The following is a 21,229-nucleotide window of genomic DNA, read 5'->3' on the forward strand; positions in this document are numbered from 1 at the left end:
CGGGTTGGATCTTAGATAGGGACAGGATGTGACAGTTTCAAGTCGCTGTTCCGGCTAAGACACTGAGGGGACAGAATACTACCCCAATGGATTAGCCGCGCCTTCATCATAACCTCTCAAATCGTCGATCCGTCTTTGAACCGAGGGAACTTAGATACTGTCCGTCCGTTCCCTCTGCGTTCGCAAGAATAAAGTTGCGTTGACCTAAGCGGTTCGCGATTGCCAGATCGTGATTCCTGGAATTGATCGTTTTGATGGAGTCGGGTGTGCGTATTCTGATTTTAGAGGATGATCCATTCATTGCCTTGGATTTACAGGCGATCCTTGAAGACAAGGGACATGAGATCATCGGCATTTACAGTTCTCTCGACGAAGCCCGGGACCATCTCGAGGATGGTTTCGACTATGCCTTGCTCGACGTCGATGTGGTCGGGGGCAAGAGTTTCGGCATCGCTGCGGAGCTTTTGGAGCGGCATGTTCCTTTCGCATTCGTATCTGCGTCGCATCCGAAGGACGTACCTCCTTCACTTGGATGGGCCTCCTTCATTCCCAAACCATTCGAGGCGCTGGCGATCCTGCGTTCGGTAGAGGAGGTCGCGCCCGATCCCGCAATCTGCTCATGACTTGAGCCGTGGTGGGAGCCGCGATGCCATTGGTCGGTTCGTGCAGGGGCCTTCCACCTTGGATCCGAAGTGGTCAACACCTCGTTGGAAAGTGTCTGGCCTGGGCGGAGTTTCTGGCCTGGGCGGAGTTTGGAGCTGGCTCGGGACCAGAGCCTCGGAAGGGTCCACCCGGCATATCGAGCGGTGAGACAAAGGCGGCAGGGCTGGAATCCGCGCGGCTTGATCACGAGAGGTAATGGAAAGGTCTTTTCCCCGCGTGAGGTCCCGTGAATCGGGCTGGAATTTTATCCCGCAGAGCGGGGGCGACACCTTATTCAACTAAAGACGAAGGTTAGAAATTGATTTTTCCCTGAATTAAGGGAACTAAGCCGCGCTTTTCACGTTGGTCAGCGTCGTATCGCGAGTTCAGGAATGATGACCGAGGATCAGTCCACAGTTCTTTTGGTCGAAGACGAGCCCCTTATCCGCCTCTTCGTCGCAGAGCTTCTGGAAGAAGTAGGTTTCAAAGTGGTCGAGGCCGCCAATGCCACCGAGGCCCTGACGATCCTGGAGGCTGGACTGCCCGTCAACGTTATGTTGACGGATGTCGATATGCCCTTGGGATGCAACGGTTTCGAGCTCGCCTTACGAGTCTATGAGCGATGGCCTGGGATCGAAATCCTGATCATGTCGGGGCGGCAATGGCCTGCTCGCGGAGACCTTCCTCCCGGGGCCGCTTTCCTCGCCAAACCCTGCCCGAACGAGGCTATTGTCTCCCATGTACATTCCGCTGCGGAACGTACCCGGCGAACTCATCCGATTTCCCGAAATCCCAATTCCTCGGGCGATTTGGCGGCAAAGGTTGTGCCTTTCCCCAAAACCGCCTGATCCCGTAAAACGGTCTTGCTGATAGGGCAGAGCAAACATAAGCTCTGGCAGCATTGGCCACCTGACCGGCGCCCGGGTTCGAGGAACCCCTTGGCGTTTCCGGCCCAGGTCCAGGCCGATGGACCCTTCACAGGCCTTTTCGCGGCAGGGAGGGGGCTCTTTATCCATCCTCGGAGGAATCCATGCCGACCAAGACCACAGACGGAAAAGCCGGTGCGAAGAAGCCTGCGGCTAAAAAAGCGGCCGGAGCCAAGCCCAACGCTCTTCAGCAACCCTTGCAGCCGTCCAAGGAGCTGGCGGCCGTGGTGGGTTCCAACCCACTGCCCCGCGGCGAGGTGGTGAGCAAGATGTGGGAGTACATCAAGAAGCACAATCTGCAGAATCCCGAGAACAAGCGCGAGATTCTGGCGGACGCCAAGCTTCAGCCGATCTTCGGCAAGAGCAAGGTGACGATGTTCGAAATGAACAAGCACCTCGCCCAGCACCTGAAATAAGTCAGCTTCCTTGAAAGTCAGGAATCCTGCCGCCATTGCGAGAGCGGCAGGATATCCGGCTCTTGCCCCGGCGCTTTGGCCCAGGGGTCTACGACCCATTCGCTGCCGGTCCTCTTCTCCGCGATGATCGCCGTCATGTGCGGATAACGCCCGTCGATGAACAGGCCGCGCGATTGCGGACGCTCCACCTCATGATGAACGAGAAAGCCCTGATCCTGCAGCACCAGGAGCAGGCTCGTGGTGTTGGCGGTCTCGTCGACGCAATCCATCTGGCCGTTCTGACCGGACAATCCGGGCGGTGAGCGGGGCGCATCCGGTGCGCCGCCGAACTGGGCTGCGAGATAAGCCGTATAGAGCTTCACGACCTCGCTCAATGCGTGCCGCTCCGCATCGGGCGAGCTTCGGCCCGCCTTCAGAAGCACGCTCGCCCGACTGAGCCAGGACGCGTCCATCGCAAGGGCGGTTCGGCGCGCGCAGCCATAGCCATGACAGGCGATGATGTGTCCGTTCGACGGGGAAACGTATCCTTGTTCCACGAACCAGGATTGTACCGGTTGCGCTGCGGCGCCCCCTGGCATGGCCGCCGCAAGAATAGGGAGAAACGCTGAAATGAGATGTGGCGTCCATTTCATATTGTGAGTACCTATCGCCGTGATCGCTTAATGCTGCCGGTGTTCTTGAGTCGGTTAAGTAGGTTCCTCACCTGCCGGGGCCAGGGGTGATCGGCTCATCGCTGTCGAGGTTTCCATGTCCCGTATCGTTTTCCTGAATGGTTCGTTCCTGCCCTCCGAAGAGGCCAAGATACCGATCATGGATCGCGGCTTTCTCTTCGCCGACGGCATTTATGAAGGCGTCGGCGTGTTGAACGGGCGACTCGTAGACAACGAGGCCCATCTGGAGCGCCTAGAACGGTCCATGCGGGAGATCCGGATCGATAATCCCTATTCGCGCGCGGAATGGACGAAGCTCGAGGAAGAACTCGTCCATCGCAACGGCATGAACGAGGGCTTCCTTTATCTGCAGATCACACGCGGCGTGGCGGAGCGCGATTTCTTCTTTCCGCAGAACGTGGCACCGACCATCGTGATGTTCACCCAGACCAAGTCGATCGCCGATGCGCCGGCGGCAAGGAACGGGATTGCCGTCATCACCGTGCCGGATCAGCGTTGGGAGAGACGCGATATCAAATCCGTCTCGCTGCTCGCGCAGGTTCTCGCCAAGCAGGCAGCGAAGGAAGCCGGCGCGCAGGAAGCGTGGATGGTGGAGGATGGCTTCGTGACCGAAGGTGGCTCGTCGAGCGCTTTCATCGTCACGAAGGCTGGCAACATCGTCGTGCGTCCGCTCTCGAACGCCATCCTGCCGGGTATCACCCGCCAGTCCCTGCTGCGCCTGTCGAAGCAGGACGGCATCGTGCTGGAGGAGCGCCGCTTCACTGTCGAGGAAGCCTATGATGCCGCTGAGGCTTTCCTGACGAGTGCATCGAATTTCGTCGTTCCGATCGTTTCCATCGATGGCCGAGCCATCGGTAACGGAAAGCCCGGTCCGATCACGCAGAAATTGCGTCAACTTTATCTGCAAATGGCCAGCGAGCCAGCCATCGCGGCGGAATAGAACCGTTTTCGCAAAAGTGAACTTTTGACTTTTGCGAAAGTAAATACGTTTGATTGAAACGAGAGAGCGTTTTCCGTGGATGCGAATTCACGAGAGACGCTGCCGCATTTTTGCGGAACCGCTCCTTCTGCTGTCCGTTGCCCCCGAAAGGAGCGGACTCATGAAGCGATTGCTTATCCTCGCCGCGATGATGGCGAGTGGCGTCACGGGTGCTTCCGCCCAGGCTCCCGTGCTGCCGCCACAGGCGCCGAACATGCCTGCACCGCAGGAGATGCCGGCCGAGAAGATGAAACCGAAAGACCCCGCGGAAACGGGTTCGACGGAAACCTTGAGCGACAAGCTGGAGAAAAGTAACGGTGTCATTCGCCCGCCTGCCACAAGCACGCCGGAGATGACTGTTCCCGCACCGGTTCCCAATCCTGGTACGACCCCCGTCATTCCGCCGCCAGGAAGTCCCGGCGGCAATCAGAGTGTGCAACCGAAATAGGAGCCGGACGCCTTCGGCTTTTTGAGAATCGTCTTCAGCCGGTCCGCTTGCGCCGAGACGCTTTCGCGGGCTGGCTTTTTCCATCCGCCATAATCTCATGGGCCAGTTCGGAGATGCGACGACGCAGTTCCTCGTTCTGGGCCTGAAGATTCTGGACGTCACCATCCTGCCTGGATTCGTCGTCGCCTGCGGTCGATGCATCCTTTGCGGAGGCTTGGGCTGCCTTCACGTCTTCAGTGAGCGCATCAAGCCGGATGGTAAGCGCTGCGACCTCCATGGCTTTCTCGTCCTTCTCAGTTTCGATCTCGCGGATGCGCTGTTCGAGAATAAGGCCGCGTTCCTGTTCGGCGGTGAGATTTTTCGCGAGTTCGGCAAGACGTTTGCGCTCGTCGGTCAATTCGCTGTGGCGCTCGCTCACGGCCCGTTCGAAATCGTTGCCGCGAGCAGTCTGGGTCATCAGGCGTGTTTCGAGATCGGAGATCGTGATCCGCTTGACGTCGAGTTCGCTCAAAGCCGCCGTCAGGCGTCCATCGGCATCGCTATAAGCCGCGTCACGCTCCGCCAATCTGTCTTCGGCTCGCAGAAGGCCGGCCCTGGTTCGGGTCAGTTCTCCTTGAGCCTGGTCGAGTTCCCGGCGAATGTTGGACAACTCGTTCAGAGTCGCGCGATGAGCGTTTTCGAGAGTGGACAGGGTCTCGCGAGATCCGGAGAGCGTAGTTCGGGTCTGCGCGAGTGCCTCCTCCGTCGCGGCAAGCTTATCCTGCGTCGCGACCAGGTCGGCCTCCAGCTTGGCGATGGTCCGGTCGCGCTCGACGAGGGTATCTTCGAGATCCTGGATTCGGACGGCGCGCCGTCCGAGCTCTTCCATGCTCTGATGCTTGACCGCCTGCGCCTCCTCGGCCTTGCGCTCGATCCGCCGCTGTAGAACGGCGAATTCCGCACGCAGATGATCCTTTTCCGCCGTCAGTTCCGAAATCGACAGGGGAAAGAGCGCTTCCATCCGGCGGCGCGCCAGGCGCTCCGCACGGCTGTTGATGGCTGGGATGATAAGAAGCGCGATCAGGGTTGCCGCAAGGAAACCCAACGCGAAGATCATGATTGTTTCGACCACGCGGACTTAAAACTCCAAGGTGCCTGACCTGAAACGCTCAAGCACCTTGCCCTGTGCCTGCGCAGCTTTCCAGGGCCTGATGGTCCCAGACAGCCGGTTGTAGTGCAGCTTAGAAGGGATTCCAGGTCGGCTCGGGCGTGAACTTGAGATATCCCATATTGACCCCGAGCCGGGCGCCGACGCCCGTGCGGATCGGCACGACCACCATCTCATCCGCCTTGGCCGCCGAGATGCCGAAGCCGCCGACCAGATAGGCGGAGCCGTCGACGCCCACGAAGCGCCGGTAAAGGGCGTTCATGGCCGGCAGGTTGTAGACGAGCATCATCGTGCGGGCGCCTTCGCCGCCTACATCGAAGCCGAGCGAGGGGCCTTGCCAGAAAATACGCCGCTCGCCCGCGTTGCGGGTGAAGAGCTTGCCTTCGCCATAGCGCAGGCCGCCGAAGAAGGCGCCGGACGCTTCTTGGCCGAGAATGTAGCCGTTCGGCTCGCCCCAGCGCCGCACAGCCTCTTCTACGGCAAGAGCAAGCCCGCGGGAGGCCGAGCCGAAGAACTGGTGGCCCGACTGAACCAGATCGTTTGAGTTGTAAGCGTCCGACGCGCCGGGAGCGGCATAGTTCGATCGCACTGGCTGGGCCGAAGCACCCACGGGAAGCGCACTAACAAGAGCAGCAAGAGCCGCTGCCGCAAGAAATATGTATCGCGAGCGCATAGGCCATCTCCTCGCATGAGACGCCGAAGCAGCAAGGCTCCGGCATGAAAGGGAAAAATCCGGCACTTTGCCCAGGATCCGTCCAGGAAAAGCCAGCCCTGGACTGGGCCGACGGTCTTTTTTAAGGCCATCAACCCTAACAATCTCTGTACGCGCCGCTTTTTATTGACGCTGGGGCAGCGACCAAGGCCGTCTCTACAAGCAAGCAAGCGAGTTTGCAGGTATCCAGGCCCGATGGCCGGAAGCCGAAGGCGTGCCTTTCAGGATCAAAAGCCTTGGGGATCTCCGCAGCCTGCTGGGCTGACCGCCCTAACAGGCGACGGGCAATGCCAGGCGAGGCGCCAGGGTCACGTCTCCCAGAGCGGCGAAGGGCCCATTGCGATAGTCCCGGTCCTTGTGGCCATAAGTGAGGGCCGAGCCTCCCGGGCCGATGACACGGCCTCCTGCGCGGCAGAGGATATGGTCGCCGGCCGCCGTGTCCCACTCCATGGTCGGCCCGCAGCGGACATAGATATCGGCCTCGCCTGATGCGATCAGGCAGAATTTCAGAGCCGACGACGTCATGCGCCTTGTGCCGATGGAAAGGGTGGAGAGGCATATCTCCGTGGCATGATCGCCATGGCGGCGGCTGACGAGGGCGATCAGGTCCTGCTCCGGAGCAGTTCTGACCTCGACCGGTCGCCAGACGATCTCGCTGCCCGGCTCGTCCGGAATCGTTCCGACCTGTGCCGTTTCCCCCGCGATCCAGACGGTCCCCATGGCGGGAGCCGCTACGACGGCGGCAACCGGCCGGTTGTCGCGGATCAGAGCGATGTTGACGCTGTATTCGCCCGTCCCATGAATGAAATCGCCCGTACCGTCGAGAGGATCGACGAGGAAGAAGTAATCGTCCGTGCCGACGCCGCTCGCCGTCTCCTCCGCCACGACGGGCACACCTGTCCAAGTCTCGTTCAGGCGTTTGATGATGAGTTCTTCGGCGGCCAGATCGGCCAACGTGGTCGGCGTTCCATCGTCCTTGATGCGCTTCTCGATCAGCGCGCATTCCATCCGGCGCAGAACCCGCCCGGCCTCTAGGGCGATCTGCGCGAGTTCTCGTGCAACGGCGTCCATATCGTGGTCATCAAGCCTCATCATGGCTTTGTGCCCGTTTGCGCGGGGCCTGTCGATTCCTTTGCCCGCTTTTCAAAGAACTCATTGCCGGGTATCCGGGTTCACGTTCTCTTTCCTGTTATCGGTTACGCTAGGCGGATCAAAACCCGATTTTGCCAGCATAGGACCGAGTTCACGGTCATTCCGGAGCCCTTATGGCCACGATTTCCCTCGATTCGCTCGATCTCGCCGCTCTTCTCTGCTCCCGCGTCTGCCATGACGTGATCTCGCCCGTCGGCGCCATCGTGAACGGGCTCGAGGTTCTTGAGGACGACAGCGACACTTCCATGCGGGAATTTGCGCTCGAACTCATCGAGAAGAGCGCGAAGCAGGCCTCCGCCCGCCTCCAGTTCGCGCGTCTTGCTTTCGGCGCGGCCGGGTCGGCCGGAGCCTCCATCGATCTTGGCGATGCGGAACACGTGGCGCGCGGACTGTTCCAGGACGACAAGATCTCCTTCGCTTGGTCGGCGCCTCGCCTGCTGTTCCCCAAGAACCGGGTCAAGCTGCTCCTCAATCTGGTCATGATCGCCATCAGCGCCATTCCGCGCGGCGGCTCGATCTCGGCCAATGTCTCGGGCGATGCCGAGAAGTGCGAATTCATCATCAAGTCGAAGGGGCTCAATGCCCGCATCCCGGCCCATGCGGAGGCGCTGCTGGCCGGTGATTCCGAGAGCGGCACCGTCGATGCGCACGGCATCCAGGTCTATTACGCTGGCATGGTGGCCCGCGCCGCCGGCATGTCGATCGCCTTCAGCATCGAGGGCGACGAGGTGACGATCCGGGCTACGACGGTCTAGAGCATTTTCCGCAAAAGTGGATTTCCGGTTTTGCGAAAGAAAATGCGTTCTTTCAAAAGGCTGGAGCCTGTTTCATGAATTCTGGTTCATGAAACAGGCTCTGGCGTCTTCCGGGCTTCCTGCGCGAGCCACGTGCAGAAGACTTCGGCCTTGCGGTTACGCCGGGGACGGCGGACCGCGACATAGTCCATCCCACTCGGCGCGAAGCCGAAAGGGGCGACGAGGCGTTGCGCCCGGATATCGTCGATCACGAGCTGCCAGGGCGCGATGCAAGCTCCGAGCCCTCCCGTCGCGGCCTCGAGCATGTAGTAAAAATGCTCGTATTCCGTCCCGGGAAGGTCAGGCGCCTGCCAGTCCGCGGCCCGGGCCGCCCAGTCTTCCCAGGCGTACCGGCGGGTGATGGTGTGGAGCAGGGGAGCGCGTTCGAGGTCCTGCGGTCGCTTCAGATCGAGACGCGCCGCGAGGGTCGGGGAGAGGACGGGACCGACGGATTCCGCAAACAGGGGCGTGACCGGCGCGTCCGGCGGCAAGGTGTGGTCGGCCAGCCTTATGGCCACCTCGTAGCGCTCGCGGGCGAAATCGATGGGCGCATAGGACGCTGAAAGCCGGACCTCGATTCCCTGATGCTCTTCCTGAAAGCGGTAGAGCCGGGGAATCAGCCAACGCATGCTGAAGGTGCCCGTGCAGGACACGTCGAGCGCGCCCTCTTCCTCATCCGCAACGGCGCGTACGCCCGCCTCGATACTGTCGAGGCTCGAGGTGAGATGAGAGAGCAGGGTCCGTCCGGCTTCCGTGAGCCGCAATGCATTCTTGGGTCCCTCGAAGAGACGGATCCCCAGCACGTCCTCCAAATGCCGCACATGCCGGCTGACGGCTCCGTGAGTCACGGCGAGTTCATCGGCCGCAAGGGTCATGCGCCCGAGGCGGGCTGCCGCCTCGAAGGCGACGAGGGCATTCAGGGAGGGAAGACGGCGCTTTGCCATGTGAGAAAAATGCACATTATTCGTCAGATGATCTCGATTATCAGCCGGCTTATTGAGTGACACAAGGGCACATCGGCAGGACCTTGAACAAGGCTGCTTGCCGCAATTTGGGAGGATGAAGTGGAGCCTGTCGTTTTTGTCGCCGTCCTTGCCGCAGCTTCGATGCATGCGGGGTGGAACGCGCTGGTGAAGGTCGGGCTCGACCGATATTCGTCCATCCTGCTGCTGTCCCTGTCAGGGGCAGGCATATGCCTCGTTCTGCTTCCTTTCTTTCCCTTTCCGGCTCCGGCGGCCTTGCCGTGGCTTCTGACCTCGGCGCTGATTCATGCCTGCTACAAGCTCACGTTGATCAAAGCCTATGAGCATGGGGACCTGTCCCAGGTTTATCCGCTCGCCCGGGGCACGGCTCCGCTGATCGTAGCCCTCGTCGGCGCGCTCTTTCTGGGCGAGGTGACGACGTTAACGAAGGTCCTCGCGATCCTCTCCATCGGGCTCGGGGTCTGCCTCATGTCGTTGAAGGGAGGGGTGGTCGGGCGGATGCCGCCGAAGGCTTTCGGCTTCGCCCTCGCCACTGCAGCTTGCACAGCCTCTTACACGCTCATCGACGGTATCGGGGCAAGGCTTTCGGGCTCCGCATCCGGCTTCATCATCCTGCTGACCATCGCCGATGGCCTGTTCACCTGCGCCTACGCTTTGGCGACACGCGGGCCGATGGCATTCATGCGCCTGACGCCGGCCTGGCGCAGCGGATTGACCGCAGGCGGCATGTCCCTCGCCTCCTATTGGATTGCGGTCTGGGCTTTCACGAAGGCACCCATCGCCCTCGTTGCGGCCTTACGCGAAACGAGCGTGTTGTTCGCCATGCTGATCGCCATCCTGTTTCTCAAGGAGCGGGCAGGGCCAAGCCGCATCTTCGCGGCCTGCATGATCGCCTGCGGCGTCGTTCTGATGCGTGTTTAGAATGATCGTCAGCGCTTGAAGCGGCATCACGCCTTATAGGCCACCAGCACGGCTCCCGCTGCGATCAGCGCGATGCCCGCCCAGTTCAGCCCCGACAGACGTTCGCCGAGGAAGAGAACGCCGAAGATCGCAACGAGGACGACGCTCAGTTTGTCGATCGGGGCGACTCGCGCGGCATCTCCGAGCTTGAGAGCGCGGAAATAGCAGAGCCATGAAGCGCCGGTGGCAAGGCCCGACAGGAGCAGGAAGGCATAGGTCCGTCCCGAGACCGAATCCAACGCTTGCCATTGCTGCGTCCCGATCAGGATGCCGCCGAGCACCAGCACGATGACGACGGTGCGGATGAACGTGGCGAAATCCGAATTGACGTTCTCGACGCCGACCTTGGCGAAGATTGCCGTCAGGGCTGCGAAGGCGGCCGAGAGAAGGGCCCAGAACTGCCATGAGACGATGACTGATTTCATGAGGGGTTCTCCAGTCTGGCGCAGCGGACAGAATAACAAAAAAGCCCGGCTGCGTGACCGGGCTTTTCGAGAGGTGGTGATTGCCGCGCTTTAGACCGCGATGCGCTCTTCCGCTTCGTTCGGCTCGCGCAGCACGTAGCCACGGCCCCAGACGGTCTCGATGTAGTTCTTGCCCTGCGAGGCATTGGCCAGCTTCTTGCGGAGCTTGCAGATGAAGACGTCGATGATCTTCAGTTCCGGCTCGTCCATGCCGCCATAGAGATGGTTGAGGAACATCTCCTTCGTCAGGGTCGTGCCCTTACGCAAGGAGAGGAGCTCCAGCATCTGGTATTCCTTGCCCGTCAGGTGCACGCGGGCTCCGCCGACCTCGACCGTCTTCGTGTCGAGATTGACGACCAGATCACCGGTGGTGATGACCGACTGCGCATGCCCTTTCGAGCGGCGCACGATCGCATGAATGCGGGCGACCAGCTCGTCCTTGTGGAAGGGCTTCGTCAGGTAATCGTCGGCGCCGAAGCCGAGACCCTTCACCTTGTCATCGGTGCCGGCCATGCCGGAGAGGATCAGGATCGGAGTCTTTACCTTCGCGACGCGCAGGGTGCGCAGAACTTCATAACCCGACATGTCGGGGAGGTTCAGGTCGAGAAGGATGATGTCGTAGTCGTAGAGCTTGCCGAGGTCGACGCCCTCTTCGCCGAGATCCGTCGCATAGACGTTGAAATTCTCGGATTTCAGCATCAGCTCGATGCTCTGCGCAGTTGCGCTGTCGTCTTCGATGAGAAGTACGCGCATGTTTATTCCCCAGCCCTTGCCCTTGGGCCACTGACCAGCCGATGGCTGCCCATCCACCACAGGGCCTGTGGCGAATGCCCTTTTGAACTGATTCGAAACGCTAGTTCAGAATGGTTAACAAACCCTGATTCGGACTTGCAAGCGCTTAACGACATGGCGTCGCCAATCTGTCGTTTGAAGCTGCCACCGTGTGGTTTTTGACTCACCATTCCCAACCGCGCCGCACTATCGAAAAGCTTTGTTTTTTGAGGCTTCTAGTCCCCATCCGGCTCCGGGCCCCGAGGGACGCAGCCGTGACGGAGCCAGTGTTAACGAATTCGGTAAACGAAAGGTTGATGAGGCCGGCCTGTGGATAGGTCGCCGACCCTACGCCCTTGCTTCCAGGGGCATCTTTCGAAAATTTCGGCCTCGTCGGTAAGGAACGATCAACTTCCATGGAGGATGGTGAATCCTGTCTGGCGGGTAACTGAGCGATCCGCGGGGCACGTGAAACAGCGACGTGTGGAGTTCAATCAAGATGAAGTCGCGGGATACGCTCATCCGCCTCAAGCGCTTTCAGGTCGACGAGAAACGTCGGAGGGTTGCGCAGATCGAGATGATGATCGCCGAATTCGACCGCATGGCGGTTGATCTCGATCGGGAAATTGCGGTGGAGGAGCAGAAGGCCGGGATCTCCGATCCGAACCACTTCGCCTATCCGACCTATGCCCGCGCCGCGGCGCAGCGGCGCGACAACCTTCGTCAGTCGGCGCAGAACCTTCATGGTCAGCTCGACGATGCGAAGGCCGAGCTCGGTGAAGCTTTCGAGGAATTGAAGAAGGCCGAAAGCCTGGAAGATCGCGAACGCTCCACCGAGCGGACGTCGGATGCGGTTCGCGAGCACGCTGCCATCAGCCAGCTCGGACAATCCCGCGCCATGCGCGCTTCCGCCTAAAGCCTCGGACCTAAAAGTGGCTTCCACTTTTAGGATCATCCGATGCTTTCCCTTTTGGTGAGAGCATCGGGTGACCGCAAAACCGGGGCCACTTTTGCGCACGATGCTCTAGAAGCTTCTGCCTCCGAGACATGCAAAGGCGCGCCGCATTGGTGCGCTTTTTTGCTTTCGACATTACGACGCGTTCAGAGCGCCCCGAGGACGGGAACGTGAGGTCCTGCTTCGAGAGGGAGTCGGCCGAGAAGTCGCGGATCGTCCGACACCTCGATGGCGCGCTTGTAAGGTTCGAACCCGGCGCGCCGATAGAACGACAGGGCAGACGGGTGATCGAGCGAGCAGGTGTGGACGAAGAACCGCGTCACCGGCTTCTCGAAAGCACGGCGGATAGCCTCGTTCACGAGGAAGCGCCCCGCACCCCGTCCGATGGTTCCAGGCACGAGGCCGAGGAACGATAGTTCCGCTTCGCCCTCCGGCCGGAAGTCGATCTCGAGCAGGCCGATATCGGCCGCGCCGTCGTTCAAGGCATAGGGCTCGACCTTCGGGTCGCCGAGGATTTCTGTCAGCTCTTCGTCCGGCATCACGATCCGGCTGAACCAGAGCCAAGGCTCGCCAATGCGGCGGTAGAGCGAGCGATAGCGCAAGAGATCGCCCGAAAGCCGTTCGAGGGACCAGCCTTCCGGCATCTTCGCGTCGGGCAAGACCGGCGGCCGGTGCATGTGAAGATATGTCACGACGGCGGCGATCTTTCCCGGCGGCAGATCTGTATAGCCGTCCAGGTTCAATTCTACCGGGGATTTTGCCGTCATCAATCGTCGACCTCCGGGCATTGGACTCGAGGAAGAACGATCTGTCACGAGCCAGGCGCAAGGGCAACGGGCGATCGAATCTCCGCGGCAGCCGGGCCATCGGTTGGAGCATCTGCATCCAGGCCGGGCGGCACGGGCTTAAATGTCCCTCCGCTGCGACCGACTCCCCCCTTGCGGGATATGGGACTTGTAGGGCACACAAGAGAAAGTGCGAAGGAGCCATCCGCTTCTATGAAAAATGTGCGTGAGTTCATCTGGCCCTTGATCGGGCTGTTGGCGGTTGGCGTTTCCGGTTGGCTTCTCTATCGCGAACTTCGCGGGCTTTCCCTCGAGGATGTCTGGGGCAGTCTCAAGGCCGTGCCGCCTCACCGTTATGCCCTGGCAGGCCTGTCCACCCTTGTCGCCTATGGCGCCCTGGCCTGGTATGACCGGATCGCCCTCCTGCATCTGGGGGTCCGCCATATCTCCTGGCTGTTCGTGTCCGTTACCTCCTTCACGACCTATGCGCTCTCGCACAATATCGGCGCTTCGGTCTTCTCCGGCGCTGTCGTCCGTTACCGGGCCTATTCCTCGAAAGGGTTGAGCGCTGCCCAGATCGCCGTGCTGGTGGCTCTATGCTCCTTCACTTTCGGTCTTGGCACCATCCTGCTCGGCGGCGTCGTGCTGACTCTCGATCCGACCCTTTTGCACCGCCTGGAAGACCTTCTGCCCAGCGCCCTGACCAACCCGGCCACCGCGCGGATCGTCGGCTTCATCCTTCTCGGTTTCGTCGCCTTGTACGTGGCGGGGTCGATCCTCCATCTTCCCCCGCTCGTCATCCGCAAGGCCAAGCTCGAATATCCCCGGCCGGCGATCCTATGGCGCCAGCTGCTTGCCGCGCCGCTGGAGCTGCTGGGGGCCGCCGGCATCATCTATTTCGTCCTTCCGTCGCATCTCGAGCCCAGCTTCGTCGTCGTGCTGGCGGTTTTTCTCGCCTCGTTCTCGGCCGCCCTGGTCAGTCATGCTCCAGGTGGACTCGGCGTGTTCGAGCTCGTCTTCCTGACGGCGATGCCGGATATTCCGAAGGCGGATGTGCTGGCGGCGCTGATCGTGTTCCGGGTGTTCTATCTGCTGATCCCCTTCGCCCTTTCTCTCATCGTCGTTCTGCTTTTCGAGCGGGCGCGTCTCGCCCAGGCGTGGCGGGGGCGCATAGGGCCTGGCGATGGTCCGTTGCCGCTGGTCTGATCGTGACATGTCGGTCTTCTGGCGGCGGCTCGGGTTCGGCTTCTCGACGTTGCTCGGCCTGAAGCCGCGCGGTTTCTTCATTCCCTATCGCTATGCGGAGAGTGTGCTAGCCTCCGATTATCCGGCCCTTCGGCCTCTCTTCGAGGCAGCAAGGCCTCGTTTCGCGGCAATCCTCGAGATTCTCGAAACCTATGCCGAGAGCCTGCGTATCATTGCGAAGGGGGGAGGGCCCGCCCGGTTCGATCAGGATTGGTTTCCCCGCCTCGACGCAGCGGCAGCCTATGCCATCGTGCGTCGGGAAAAGCCGCGACGGATCGTCGAGATCGGATCCGGCCATTCGACCCGTTTCTTGGCCCGTGCCGTCCAGGATGGAGGGCTGCCGACACGCATCGCCTGCATCGATCCGGCTCCCCGTGCTGCCCTGACGCTGCTTGATGTGGACCACGATCCGGTCCTGTTGCGCGACGCCGCGCCTTCAGCTTTCGAGGCGCTGGAGGCGGGGGATATTCTGTTCATCGATTCCAGCCATATCGCCATGCCCGGCACCGATGTTGACCGGCTTTTCCTGGATATCCTGCCGCGTCTTGCCAGCGGCACTCTGGTTCACGTCCACGATATCACCCTGCCGGATGCCTATCCGGAGGCGTGGGGTTGGCGGGCTTATAACGAGCAGCTTCTGGTCGGCGCCCTTTTGCAGGGTGGAGCCTACGAGCTGGTTTTTGCGAGCCATTTCGTCGCCCGAGCCATGCTTTCCGGGTCGATAGGCGGCATTCTCTCGGAATTACCGTTGGAACCTGGTGCGCACGAAACGAGCCTCTGGCTCAGAAAGCGCTGATTCAGGGGCCAAACGGAGTTCAGAGCGCGGCGGGGCGTGTCTGCCCTGGTTCTGGCACCGCGATTCCGGCATCCATGTATTCGTTGAGCTTGTTGCGCAGGGTCCGGATGGAGATGCCGAGGATTCGGGCTGCGTGGGTTCTGTTGCCCTGGCAATATTCCAGCGTATCGAGAATGAGGTGGCGCTCCACGTCGGCGACCGTTTGGCCGATATGGATGATCCGCGATGCTTTCCGCTCCGCGCCCGAACCATCCGAAGCCGCGTTCATGAAAGCTGCCTGAGCGGGGAGGGGCTGGGTCGAGAATTCGAGAGCTTGAGGCACGTTTCGGACCTGTCTGGCACTGAAGAGTGCAGGACCATTGTCCAAGTATGGTTAGAAATAGCTTAACGGGAGGAAGGACCTGGCGCTTTTCTCGTCGAGGCTTAAAAAGGAAAAGGCGCGGTTTTTCGGAAAACCGCGCCTTTTCGAGATGTTCCGCCTTGGATTACTGGCGGTAATGCTGGATGCGCGTAGTGCGCAGGCCGGCCAGTCCATGCTGGTCGATGGACAATTGCCAGCTCAGGAATTCCTCCGTCGTCAGCGTATAGCGCTGACAGGCCTCTTCGAGGCTGAGAAGACCGCCGCGAACAGCGGCAACAACCTCTGCTTTACGGCGAATGACCCAGCGTCGCGTGCTGGAAGGCGGTAGATCGGCAATCGTCAGAGGACTGCCATCGGGCCCGATGACATATTTGACCCTCGGGCGGTGGGGTTCGGTCATGATACGCTCACACAAAAATTCAACGACCTCGTCAAAAGCGAAATTACGCGATGGGGCTTAATGTTTTCCTAAGCGCAGGCGGGCGGACACAAATGTGCCCCGGTTTCGCCATAATGGTTAATCAACCGTCGCGTTTCAGGCTTGCGGGCGCTCTGGAACATTGATGCGGCAATCGCTATAGAAGAGCTTTGGCCACTCCCGTGCGCCGCCTTGAACGGCGCCTCTGGATGGAACGATGCTCAACTCTCTTGATCTCCCCCGCGACCCGTCCAAGACGCGTGTCGTCGTCGCCATGTCCGGCGGCGTGGATTCTTCCGTCGTCGCAGCCCTGCTCAAGCGGGAGGGCTACGATGTGCTCGGCATCACGCTCCAGCTTTACGATCACGGCGCCGCCGCGCATCGGAAGGGGGCCTGCTGCGCCGGCCAGGATATCTACGATGCTCGCCGCGTCGCGGAAGCCATCGGCATTCCCCATTACGTGCTCGATTACGAGGCCCGCTTCCGCGAGGCCGTAATCGACCGCTTCACCCAGAGCTATCTGGCGGGCGAGACCCCGATTCCCTGCGTGGAATGCAACCGCTCCATCAAGTTCCGCGACCTCCTGGAGACCGCAAGGGAGCTGGGGGCGGATATCCTCGCCACCGGCCATTATGTGGCGAGCCGCGCCCTGCCGGATGGGCGCCGCGCGCTCCACAGGGCGGCCGATCCCGACAGGGACCAGAGCTATTTCCTCTATGCTACGACCCCTGAGCAGCTGAGCCTCCTGCGCTTCCCGCTGGGCGAGTTGCCGAAGGACGAGACGCGGGCGCTTGCTCGCGAGTTCGGCCTCACCGTCGCGGAGAAGGCCGACAGCCAGGATATCTGCTTCGTTACCCAGGGGCGCTACAGCGATGTGATCGAGCGCCTGAAGCCCGGTGCTGTCCATGGCGGCGAGATCGTCCATGTGGACGGTCGCGTGCTCGGGCGGCACGAGGGCATCATCCATTACACGATCGGGCAGCGGAAGGGGCTCGGCCTCTCCACCGGCGAGCCGCTCTATGTGGTCCGGCTCGATGCCAAGGAGGCCCGTGTGGTGGTCGGTCCCCGCGAGGCGCTGGCGACCCGCCGGATCCGGATCACGGATGTGAACTGGCTCGGAGATTTCCCCCTGGAGAGCCTGAACGAGAATGGCGTGGAAGTTGCCGTGCGCGTGCGCTCCACCCGCGAGCCGCGTCCTGCCATCCTGCGGTCCGACGGAACCGGCGCAATTGTCGAGCTGTTATCGGCGGAAGACGGGGTGTCTCCCGGTCAAGCTTGTGTCATGTATGAGAATGATACTCCCCGGGCACGTGTGCTTGGCGGAGGCACTATCGCTCGCACGACAGCCGAAGCCGCACCCGCCGCTGCCTGAGGCTTCCACTTAAGGGATCTCCATGACGGATGGACCGACCACGGCCCTGATGCGCAAGGCTTATTCGCGTTGGGCCCCGATTTACGACGTCGTCTACGACAAGCTGACAGAACCCGCCGCCCGCGCCGCCGTGAACGCCGCCGTGGCTTGCGGTCCGCGCGTGCTGGAGGCTGGTGTCGGCACGGGTCTGTCCCTCGGCTATTATCCGAGGCAGGCGGAAGTCTACGGAGTCGATCTTTCCGAGGACATGCTGCGCAGGGCGCAAGCCAAGGTCGAACAGCGTGGGCTGTCCCATGTGAAGAGCCTGCGGGTCATGGACGTGACCCATCTCGACTTTCCGGACGAGATGTTCGATGCGGTCACGGCACAGTTCATCATCACCCTGGTGCCGGAGCCGGAGACGGCATTGTCCGAATTCGCCCGCGTGCTGAAACCGGGCGGCGAAATCGTGTTGGCCAATCATTGGGGCCAGCCTTCCGGACCTGTCGCCACCCTGGAGGAATTGGCAGCTCCCGTCGCCAAGGCCATCGGCTGGAGTTCGGCCTTCAAGGCCTCCCGGGTCGAGGCCTGGGCACGCACCACCGGGCGCATGGAAGTCGTCGAACTGAGGTCCCTTTTCCCGGTAGGCTTCTTCAAGCTCATGCGGATTAGAAAGCGGGTCTAAAGGCTAAAAACAAGTTGCACCAAGAAATGCGGGGCCGCCTGAAAGCGGCCTCGCTTGCTATTTGCCTGACCAAGGACTACATTAGAAGCGTCGTTGTTTGGCCGGATCCTGGGCCCCACCGCCTCGTATTACTGGGCGCACGTTCAGTCTTCTTCCCAAAAATCGAAAGAACCTGATGGGTTGTGCTTTCGGCGCTCCCTGATGCGCACTCATGCTTTGAAAGAACTGAAAAATGCTTCAAGGAACCGTAAAATTCTACAATGAACACAAAGGCTATGGCTTCATCCAGCCGGATAATGGCGGCAAGGACGTGTTTGTCCATGTGACCGCTCTCGAACGGGCTGGCATGCGCGGCCTTGTCGAAGGCCAGAAGGTCAGCTTCGAAATCGAAACCGATCGTCGCTCGGGCAAGCAATCTGCCGGCAACCTTCAGGCAGCTTGAACGCCAGCCCGCGCAACCGCGCATGGCTCCTGGCGGGTCATACTCTTGGCAGGAGGTTTGCCGAAATCCCCTGTCATTCAAAAATAAGCATCAAGAAAAAGAAGGCCATAATGCAATTTCATTTCATTCCTAAGCCCGTAGGGCGGGACCATTGGACCTCAGGCTTCACGCTTGATCGGATCTGGGCCCGCGACGCGGGGAACAACCGGGAGATCAGCCATCTCCTCGATTGCTCGTACATGTATCATTCCGCGCGTGAGCTGCAGTGGCACCTCGCCAACCGGTTCGGCGTCGCCGCTCGGGCGGTTGAGCTGACTTTCGAGGGCTGAGCCCTATTTTCTCATAGTCCTTCGATCATCTCATACGGAAAGCCAGTCTCATGCGTATCTTCATGTTCGTCTCCCAGGCCAAGGACGACCTTCACGCCTTTGCAGGCGATGAATCCGGCAGCAAGCTCCCGGCCAAGTACGGCCCCTGGGGCCTCACCGGCACGCTCCAATCCCGCCAGGCTCCGCCGCATAACTTTTCACGCCGGGTCATCGAGCAGGCGATCTCTTCCGAAGGCTTCCAGCTCTGGCGCATGAAGCCGAAAGGCTGACCTGACCGATCGGTCAGGGCAAGGTTTATCCCGGAGTGCCTGATCTCCGATCTGGCGGCGGGCACCTGTTACTAGAGCGTCGTGCGCAAAAGTGGACTCGGTTTTGCGGCCACACGATGCTCTCATCCGATGCTTTAGTGACCTATTCGGTCTCATCGACCGCGATGGCGCCTCTCTTCATACCCGAGCAGCGCGACAGAGGGAGGCCAGCGCCTGACTTACTGGCCCTCCGGACCATCCTCTCGGATGCGGGATCAATTTCGAAATCCAGACCGGCAATCCGAGCGGCACACTGAAGTGTCTCGAAGTTGCCTCCCGGCCGCTCTTCACGGCGCCGGAGGGAGAGCGGTACCGCAGGGACGATAATGAGACCGGACAGAGCGGTTCCTGGCCTGGGATCCTGACGGCGACCGGATCCGCCTTGCCGCAAGCCTCGGTCGGCGTCCTGCGGCACGAGACACATTCTAAAGCGCGATCAAGTCGTCCGAACCTTTACACTCTTCCTTGACAGGGGGGGCAAACCTTCCCTATATCGCGCCTTACCTGACGCGGGGTGCTTCCCCGTTCCTGGGGCGGAGTAGCTCAGTTGGTCAGAGCAGAGGAATCATAATCCTTGTGTCGGGAGTTCAAATCTCTCCTCCGCTACCAAATTTCAGCCAAGTATTTAAAATAAATACTAAATTTGCTTTTCCTCGCCAGCCTGGGATAACATCCTGCAGAGCGCGAAACCTCCCTCAAGGCTGTTTATGAACCTAGAGCATCGGACCCAAAAGCGGGTCCATTTTTGGGATCGATCCGATACTCAGCCCTATAAGCAGCGCATCGTTCCCTGCGGAAAACCGGGTCCACTTTTTCGCACGATGCACCAGTAGAATATTTGTTATAAATTTTCCGACCGGAGGTGGCGACATGACTGACGTCGACCGCCGATCTCATTGGGAAAATATCTATTCGGCCAAGGGTGAGAGCCAAGTCAGTTGGTTTGAAAACACTCCCGATTTGTCTCTTTGCCTGCTGCGGGAGGCGGGCTTGAACCCGAGCCTTGCGGTGATCGATATTGGCGGCGGTGCCTCACGATTAGTGGACGCTTTGGTGGCGGCTGGCCAAGTTCATGTGACCGTGCTTGATCTGTCCGCTACCGCGCTCAACATCGCCAAGGCCCGATTGGCCGCTCCTGACCGCGTGACGTGGATTGTCTCTGACGTGACCACATGGATGCCCGATCGTCAGTATGATCTCTGGCACGACCGCGCTACCTTTCACTTCCTGACCTTGCCGGAAGATCGGCATGCTTATGTCGATGTGCTGTCGACAGCGCTCAAGCCGGGTGGGGCTGCCGTCATCGGAACCTTTGCCCCTGACGGGCCGGAAAAGTGCAGCGGCCTGCCCGTTGTTCGTTACGATGCTGAAAGCCTGCAAGCTGTTCTTGGCAAGCGTTTCAAGCTCCTCTCAACACGGCGGCATGACCACACGACGCCTTGGGGATCAGTGCAGAAATTTCAATTCAGCACCTTTTTGAAGCAATGCGAGTCTTGAGGCTCTCTCTCTCGCGTGATCCAGTCTCACTGGGATTTGCTCGGGTCATCTGCCGGATTGACATAGGTGATGACAAAGGGACCTTCCGAGTCGATCTGTACCACGCTCTCCGTGCTCATGAAGGCATAATGGTTCATCTTGGCCGGGAGATCGACGAACCCGCCGCTCCCGAGTTTCTCCGCTTTGGCTTCATCGAGCTTGTCGCCCATGCCAAAGTGGAAATCTCCCGATATGACGGTCACCCGCTCAGCGGTTGGGTGGCTGTGGGCGGGAATTCTATAGCCCGCAGGTGCCTTCAACCGGATCGTGAACGGGCCGCTTTGGCCGGGATCACCTGACAGGACCGTGAATTGTGCTCCTTTGGGCAGAACCGCTGGGGCTGGCATCCACTGGAGTTGGTCGGCCCTCATGGCATGACCTGCCGTGTGATCTTGCGCCAACAGAGAGCCTGTCGTGGCAAGGAGTATTGCAGTTGCGACCATCAGCGGGCGCATGGCCGACCTCCTATTGATAGCAAACACTCTGGCTCGGATGAAATGAGTCTAATCACATGCCGGGAGGGCCAAGTGGAACCATGCCTTACTGATGTGGCTCCTGAGGCCACTCTCGGCACGCCGTCCGTGAAACCGCTATGCTGAAGTCCGTCCGGGGGCCGCAGCAATCATCGCGGCAAGATTCGGAGGTGGCTTCATGGTGAACCTCCTTCCTCAGGGCTGCGCCGATCTTCGAAGCATCGGGCACTGCCATCAGGGCAGCGGGAAGAGGCTCTGCCTATTGGGCTACCCTGTCAAGGAAGAACAAAAAGATGAAAGCTGCTTGGCGGGCGTGAACGGCCATTGCGGATTAAAGCGCTTTTGATCTGGGCTTGAATCCATTGGGGTGATCTGTGCGTTGACTGGGAGATGGCCCAGGAGGCAAGCCATGCCCCAGCCCTATTCGCCTGATCTGCGGGAGCGTGTTCTGGTTGCCTGTAAGCGCGGCGACCTTCCTCA

Annotated in this window: 26 protein-coding genes, 1 tRNA gene and 1 pseudogene; 17 read left to right on the forward strand and 11 right to left on the reverse strand. The window is 60.5% G+C overall.

Annotated features, from left to right (window positions below; translation table 11 throughout):
• Nucleotides 1–266 precede the first annotated feature (266 nt).
• The 3 genes from AB4Y97_RS14700 (at nucleotide 267) to AB4Y97_RS14710 (ending at nucleotide 1,984) form a co-directional block, all read left to right on the forward strand.
• Nucleotides 267–623, forward strand: a complete 357-nt coding sequence (locus AB4Y97_RS14700; protein ID WP_441999790.1) for a response regulator — start codon at nucleotides 267–269, stop codon at nucleotides 621–623.
• A 411-nt stretch (nucleotides 624–1,034) separates the two neighbouring features.
• Nucleotides 1,035–1,490 carry a response regulator gene (locus tag AB4Y97_RS14705; protein ID WP_441999791.1) on the forward strand — a complete coding sequence of 152 codons (456 nt, stop codon included), beginning with the start codon at nucleotides 1,035–1,037 and terminating at the stop codon, nucleotides 1,488–1,490.
• A gap of 182 nt (nucleotides 1,491–1,672) precedes the next feature.
• Nucleotides 1,673–1,984, forward strand: coding sequence for an SWIB/MDM2 domain-containing protein (locus AB4Y97_RS14710; RefSeq protein ID WP_441999792.1), 312 nt, complete (start codon nucleotides 1,673–1,675; stop codon nucleotides 1,982–1,984).
• 17 nt (nucleotides 1,985–2,001) lie between these two features.
• On the opposite strand, the gene AB4Y97_RS14715 is transcribed toward AB4Y97_RS14710, so the two are convergent.
• Nucleotides 2,002–2,520, reverse strand: coding sequence for a hypothetical protein (locus tag AB4Y97_RS14715; RefSeq protein WP_441999793.1), 519 nt, complete (start codon nucleotides 2,518–2,520; stop codon nucleotides 2,002–2,004).
• Nucleotides 2,521–2,731: 211 nt separating this feature from the next.
• Between AB4Y97_RS14715 and AB4Y97_RS14720 the strand changes: the two genes are divergently transcribed.
• Complete coding sequence (locus tag AB4Y97_RS14720) at nucleotides 2,732–3,595, forward strand: D-amino-acid transaminase (protein ID WP_441999794.1); 864 nt, start codon at nucleotides 2,732–2,734, stop codon at nucleotides 3,593–3,595.
• 160 nt (nucleotides 3,596–3,755) lie between these two features.
• A complete protein-coding gene (locus tag AB4Y97_RS14725) occupies nucleotides 3,756–4,082 on the forward strand; it encodes a hypothetical protein (protein WP_441999795.1) in 327 nt (108 codons plus the stop codon).
• A 34-nt stretch (nucleotides 4,083–4,116) separates the two neighbouring features.
• Here the strand turns inward: AB4Y97_RS14725 and AB4Y97_RS14730 are convergent, their stop codons facing one another.
• The 3 genes from AB4Y97_RS14730 to AB4Y97_RS14740 all read right to left on the reverse strand — a co-directional run bounded on the left by AB4Y97_RS14730 (nucleotide 4,117) and on the right by AB4Y97_RS14740 (nucleotide 7,012).
• Entirely contained in the window at nucleotides 4,117–5,193 is a 1,077-nt protein-coding gene (locus AB4Y97_RS14730) for a hypothetical protein (RefSeq protein WP_441999796.1), read from the reverse strand.
• A 109-nt stretch (nucleotides 5,194–5,302) separates the two neighbouring features.
• On the reverse strand, nucleotides 5,303–5,902 hold the full coding sequence (locus tag AB4Y97_RS14735) for a DUF1134 domain-containing protein (RefSeq protein ID WP_441999797.1): 600 nt from the start codon (nucleotides 5,900–5,902) through the stop codon (nucleotides 5,303–5,305).
• A gap of 309 nt (nucleotides 5,903–6,211) precedes the next feature.
• A complete protein-coding gene (locus tag AB4Y97_RS14740; RefSeq protein ID WP_441999798.1) occupies nucleotides 6,212–7,012 on the reverse strand; it encodes a 3'(2'),5'-bisphosphate nucleotidase CysQ family protein in 801 nt (266 codons plus the stop codon).
• A 194-nt stretch (nucleotides 7,013–7,206) separates the two neighbouring features.
• Between AB4Y97_RS14740 and chpT the strand changes: the two genes are divergently transcribed.
• A complete protein-coding gene (gene chpT, locus AB4Y97_RS14745) occupies nucleotides 7,207–7,848 on the forward strand; it encodes a histidine phosphotransferase ChpT (RefSeq protein WP_441999799.1) in 642 nt (213 codons plus the stop codon).
• An 86-nt stretch (nucleotides 7,849–7,934) separates the two neighbouring features.
• Here chpT and AB4Y97_RS14750 read toward each other — a convergent pair whose 3' ends face one another.
• Nucleotides 7,935–8,831, reverse strand: a complete 897-nt coding sequence (locus AB4Y97_RS14750; protein ID WP_441999800.1) for a LysR substrate-binding domain-containing protein — start codon at nucleotides 8,829–8,831, stop codon at nucleotides 7,935–7,937.
• Nucleotides 8,832–8,951: 120 nt separating this feature from the next.
• On the opposite strand from AB4Y97_RS14750, the gene AB4Y97_RS14755 reads away from it, so the two are divergent.
• Nucleotides 8,952–9,791, forward strand: a complete 840-nt coding sequence (locus tag AB4Y97_RS14755; protein WP_441999801.1) for an EamA family transporter — start codon at nucleotides 8,952–8,954, stop codon at nucleotides 9,789–9,791.
• Between the two features lie 26 nt (nucleotides 9,792–9,817).
• On the opposite strand, the gene AB4Y97_RS14760 is transcribed toward AB4Y97_RS14755, so the two are convergent.
• Both AB4Y97_RS14760 and ctrA read right to left on the reverse strand, forming a co-directional pair.
• Nucleotides 9,818–10,255, reverse strand: coding sequence for an EamA family transporter (locus AB4Y97_RS14760; protein ID WP_441999802.1), 438 nt, complete (start codon nucleotides 10,253–10,255; stop codon nucleotides 9,818–9,820).
• 90 nt (nucleotides 10,256–10,345) lie between these two features.
• Nucleotides 10,346–11,047, reverse strand: coding sequence for a response regulator transcription factor CtrA (gene ctrA, locus AB4Y97_RS14765; protein ID WP_196272443.1), 702 nt, complete (start codon nucleotides 11,045–11,047; stop codon nucleotides 10,346–10,348).
• 517 nt (nucleotides 11,048–11,564) lie between these two features.
• On the opposite strand from ctrA, the gene fliJ reads away from it, so the two are divergent.
• The gene (gene fliJ / locus AB4Y97_RS14770; protein WP_441999803.1) at nucleotides 11,565–11,981 is read left to right on the forward strand and encodes a flagellar export protein FliJ; all 417 of its coding nucleotides are present in this window, start codon (nucleotides 11,565–11,567) and stop codon (nucleotides 11,979–11,981) included.
• Between the two features lie 185 nt (nucleotides 11,982–12,166).
• Here fliJ and AB4Y97_RS14775 read toward each other — a convergent pair whose 3' ends face one another.
• Entirely contained in the window at nucleotides 12,167–12,787 is a 621-nt protein-coding gene (locus tag AB4Y97_RS14775; protein WP_441999804.1) for a GNAT family N-acetyltransferase, read from the reverse strand.
• A 231-nt stretch (nucleotides 12,788–13,018) separates the two neighbouring features.
• On the opposite strand from AB4Y97_RS14775, the gene AB4Y97_RS14780 reads away from it, so the two are divergent.
• Both AB4Y97_RS14780 and AB4Y97_RS14785 read left to right on the forward strand, forming a co-directional pair.
• Nucleotides 13,019–14,011: a lysylphosphatidylglycerol synthase domain-containing protein gene (locus tag AB4Y97_RS14780; protein WP_441999805.1), complete on the forward strand. Its 993-nt coding sequence runs from the start codon at nucleotides 13,019–13,021 to the stop codon at nucleotides 14,009–14,011.
• A 7-nt stretch (nucleotides 14,012–14,018) separates the two neighbouring features.
• The gene (locus AB4Y97_RS14785; protein WP_441999806.1) at nucleotides 14,019–14,846 is read left to right on the forward strand and encodes a class I SAM-dependent methyltransferase; all 828 of its coding nucleotides are present in this window, start codon (nucleotides 14,019–14,021) and stop codon (nucleotides 14,844–14,846) included.
• Between the two features lie 19 nt (nucleotides 14,847–14,865).
• Here AB4Y97_RS14785 and AB4Y97_RS14790 read toward each other — a convergent pair.
• Both AB4Y97_RS14790 and sciP read right to left on the reverse strand, forming a co-directional pair.
• Nucleotides 14,866–15,057 (reverse strand): annotated as a pseudogene (locus AB4Y97_RS14790) (helix-turn-helix domain-containing protein); the annotation flags it as partial.
• Nucleotides 15,058–15,331: 274 nt separating this feature from the next.
• Nucleotides 15,332–15,607, reverse strand: a complete 276-nt coding sequence (gene sciP, locus AB4Y97_RS14795; protein ID WP_109595385.1) for a CtrA inhibitor SciP — start codon at nucleotides 15,605–15,607, stop codon at nucleotides 15,332–15,334.
• Between the two features lie 235 nt (nucleotides 15,608–15,842).
• Between sciP and mnmA the strand changes: the two genes are divergently transcribed.
• The 7 genes from mnmA to AB4Y97_RS14830 all read left to right on the forward strand — a co-directional run bounded on the left by mnmA (nucleotide 15,843) and on the right by AB4Y97_RS14830 (nucleotide 20,237).
• On the forward strand, nucleotides 15,843–16,997 hold the full coding sequence (mnmA, locus tag AB4Y97_RS14800; protein ID WP_441999807.1) for a tRNA 2-thiouridine(34) synthase MnmA: 1,155 nt from the start codon (nucleotides 15,843–15,845) through the stop codon (nucleotides 16,995–16,997).
• A gap of 22 nt (nucleotides 16,998–17,019) precedes the next feature.
• Nucleotides 17,020–17,661, forward strand: a complete 642-nt coding sequence (locus tag AB4Y97_RS14805) for a class I SAM-dependent methyltransferase (RefSeq protein ID WP_441999808.1) — start codon at nucleotides 17,020–17,022, stop codon at nucleotides 17,659–17,661.
• A gap of 232 nt (nucleotides 17,662–17,893) precedes the next feature.
• Nucleotides 17,894–18,103 (forward strand): cold-shock protein, encoded by a 210-nt coding sequence (locus AB4Y97_RS14810; protein ID WP_441999809.1) that lies wholly within the window; start codon nucleotides 17,894–17,896, stop codon nucleotides 18,101–18,103.
• Between the two features lie 110 nt (nucleotides 18,104–18,213).
• A complete protein-coding gene (locus AB4Y97_RS14815) occupies nucleotides 18,214–18,432 on the forward strand; it encodes a hypothetical protein (protein WP_441999810.1) in 219 nt (72 codons plus the stop codon).
• Nucleotides 18,433–18,482: 50 nt separating this feature from the next.
• Entirely contained in the window at nucleotides 18,483–18,701 is a 219-nt protein-coding gene (locus AB4Y97_RS14820) for a hypothetical protein (RefSeq protein ID WP_441999811.1), read from the forward strand.
• Nucleotides 18,702–19,272: 571 nt separating this feature from the next.
• A tRNA-Met gene (locus tag AB4Y97_RS14825) sits at nucleotides 19,273–19,349 on the forward strand.
• Between the two features lie 261 nt (nucleotides 19,350–19,610).
• A complete protein-coding gene (locus AB4Y97_RS14830) occupies nucleotides 19,611–20,237 on the forward strand; it encodes a class I SAM-dependent methyltransferase (protein ID WP_441999812.1) in 627 nt (208 codons plus the stop codon).
• Between the two features lie 26 nt (nucleotides 20,238–20,263).
• Here AB4Y97_RS14830 and AB4Y97_RS14835 read toward each other — a convergent pair whose 3' ends face one another.
• Nucleotides 20,264–20,731, reverse strand: coding sequence for a cupin domain-containing protein (locus AB4Y97_RS14835; protein ID WP_441999813.1), 468 nt, complete (start codon nucleotides 20,729–20,731; stop codon nucleotides 20,264–20,266).
• Between the last annotated feature and the right edge of the window lie 498 nt (nucleotides 20,732–21,229).

Source organism: Microvirga sp. 2TAF3, assembly GCF_052114965.1.
Lineage (GTDB): Bacteria > Pseudomonadota > Alphaproteobacteria > Rhizobiales > Beijerinckiaceae > Microvirga.

What these genes read in the sequence shown, in the direction of transcription:
- fliJ (WP_441999803.1), top strand. Translation starts at nt 11,565, where the DNA reads ATGAAGTCGCGGGATACGCTCATCCGCCTCAAGCGCTTTCAGGTCGAC.
- AB4Y97_RS14835 (WP_441999813.1), bottom strand. Translation starts at nt 20,731, where the DNA reads ATGCGCCCGCTGATGGTCGCAACTGCAATACTCCTTGCCACGACAGGC.
- AB4Y97_RS14830 (WP_441999812.1), top strand. Translation starts at nt 19,611, where the DNA reads ATGACTGACGTCGACCGCCGATCTCATTGGGAAAATATCTATTCGGCC.
- AB4Y97_RS14760 (WP_441999802.1), bottom strand. Translation starts at nt 10,255, where the DNA reads ATGAAATCAGTCATCGTCTCATGGCAGTTCTGGGCCCTTCTCTCGGCC.
- AB4Y97_RS14815 (WP_441999810.1), top strand. Translation starts at nt 18,214, where the DNA reads ATGCAATTTCATTTCATTCCTAAGCCCGTAGGGCGGGACCATTGGACC.
- AB4Y97_RS14805 (WP_441999808.1), top strand. Translation starts at nt 17,020, where the DNA reads ATGACGGATGGACCGACCACGGCCCTGATGCGCAAGGCTTATTCGCGT.
- AB4Y97_RS14720 (WP_441999794.1), top strand. Translation starts at nt 2,732, where the DNA reads ATGTCCCGTATCGTTTTCCTGAATGGTTCGTTCCTGCCCTCCGAAGAG.
- AB4Y97_RS14810 (WP_441999809.1), top strand. Translation starts at nt 17,894, where the DNA reads ATGCTTCAAGGAACCGTAAAATTCTACAATGAACACAAAGGCTATGGC.
- AB4Y97_RS14705 (WP_441999791.1), top strand. Translation starts at nt 1,035, where the DNA reads ATGATGACCGAGGATCAGTCCACAGTTCTTTTGGTCGAAGACGAGCCC.
- AB4Y97_RS14725 (WP_441999795.1), top strand. Translation starts at nt 3,756, where the DNA reads ATGAAGCGATTGCTTATCCTCGCCGCGATGATGGCGAGTGGCGTCACG.
- AB4Y97_RS14750 (WP_441999800.1), bottom strand. Translation starts at nt 8,831, where the DNA reads ATGGCAAAGCGCCGTCTTCCCTCCCTGAATGCCCTCGTCGCCTTCGAG.
- chpT (WP_441999799.1), top strand. Translation starts at nt 7,207, where the DNA reads ATGGCCACGATTTCCCTCGATTCGCTCGATCTCGCCGCTCTTCTCTGC.
- mnmA (WP_441999807.1), top strand. Translation starts at nt 15,843, where the DNA reads ATGCTCAACTCTCTTGATCTCCCCCGCGACCCGTCCAAGACGCGTGTC.
- AB4Y97_RS14785 (WP_441999806.1), top strand. Translation starts at nt 14,019, where the DNA reads ATGTCGGTCTTCTGGCGGCGGCTCGGGTTCGGCTTCTCGACGTTGCTC.
- AB4Y97_RS14780 (WP_441999805.1), top strand. Translation starts at nt 13,019, where the DNA reads ATGAAAAATGTGCGTGAGTTCATCTGGCCCTTGATCGGGCTGTTGGCG.
- AB4Y97_RS14710 (WP_441999792.1), top strand. Translation starts at nt 1,673, where the DNA reads ATGCCGACCAAGACCACAGACGGAAAAGCCGGTGCGAAGAAGCCTGCG.
- AB4Y97_RS14740 (WP_441999798.1), bottom strand. Translation starts at nt 7,012, where the DNA reads ATGGACGCCGTTGCACGAGAACTCGCGCAGATCGCCCTAGAGGCCGGG.
- AB4Y97_RS14775 (WP_441999804.1), bottom strand. Translation starts at nt 12,787, where the DNA reads ATGACGGCAAAATCCCCGGTAGAATTGAACCTGGACGGCTATACAGAT.
- sciP (WP_109595385.1), bottom strand. Translation starts at nt 15,607, where the DNA reads ATGACCGAACCCCACCGCCCGAGGGTCAAATATGTCATCGGGCCCGAT.
- AB4Y97_RS14735 (WP_441999797.1), bottom strand. Translation starts at nt 5,902, where the DNA reads ATGCGCTCGCGATACATATTTCTTGCGGCAGCGGCTCTTGCTGCTCTT.
- AB4Y97_RS14820 (WP_441999811.1), top strand. Translation starts at nt 18,483, where the DNA reads ATGCGTATCTTCATGTTCGTCTCCCAGGCCAAGGACGACCTTCACGCC.
- ctrA (WP_196272443.1), bottom strand. Translation starts at nt 11,047, where the DNA reads ATGCGCGTACTTCTCATCGAAGACGACAGCGCAACTGCGCAGAGCATC.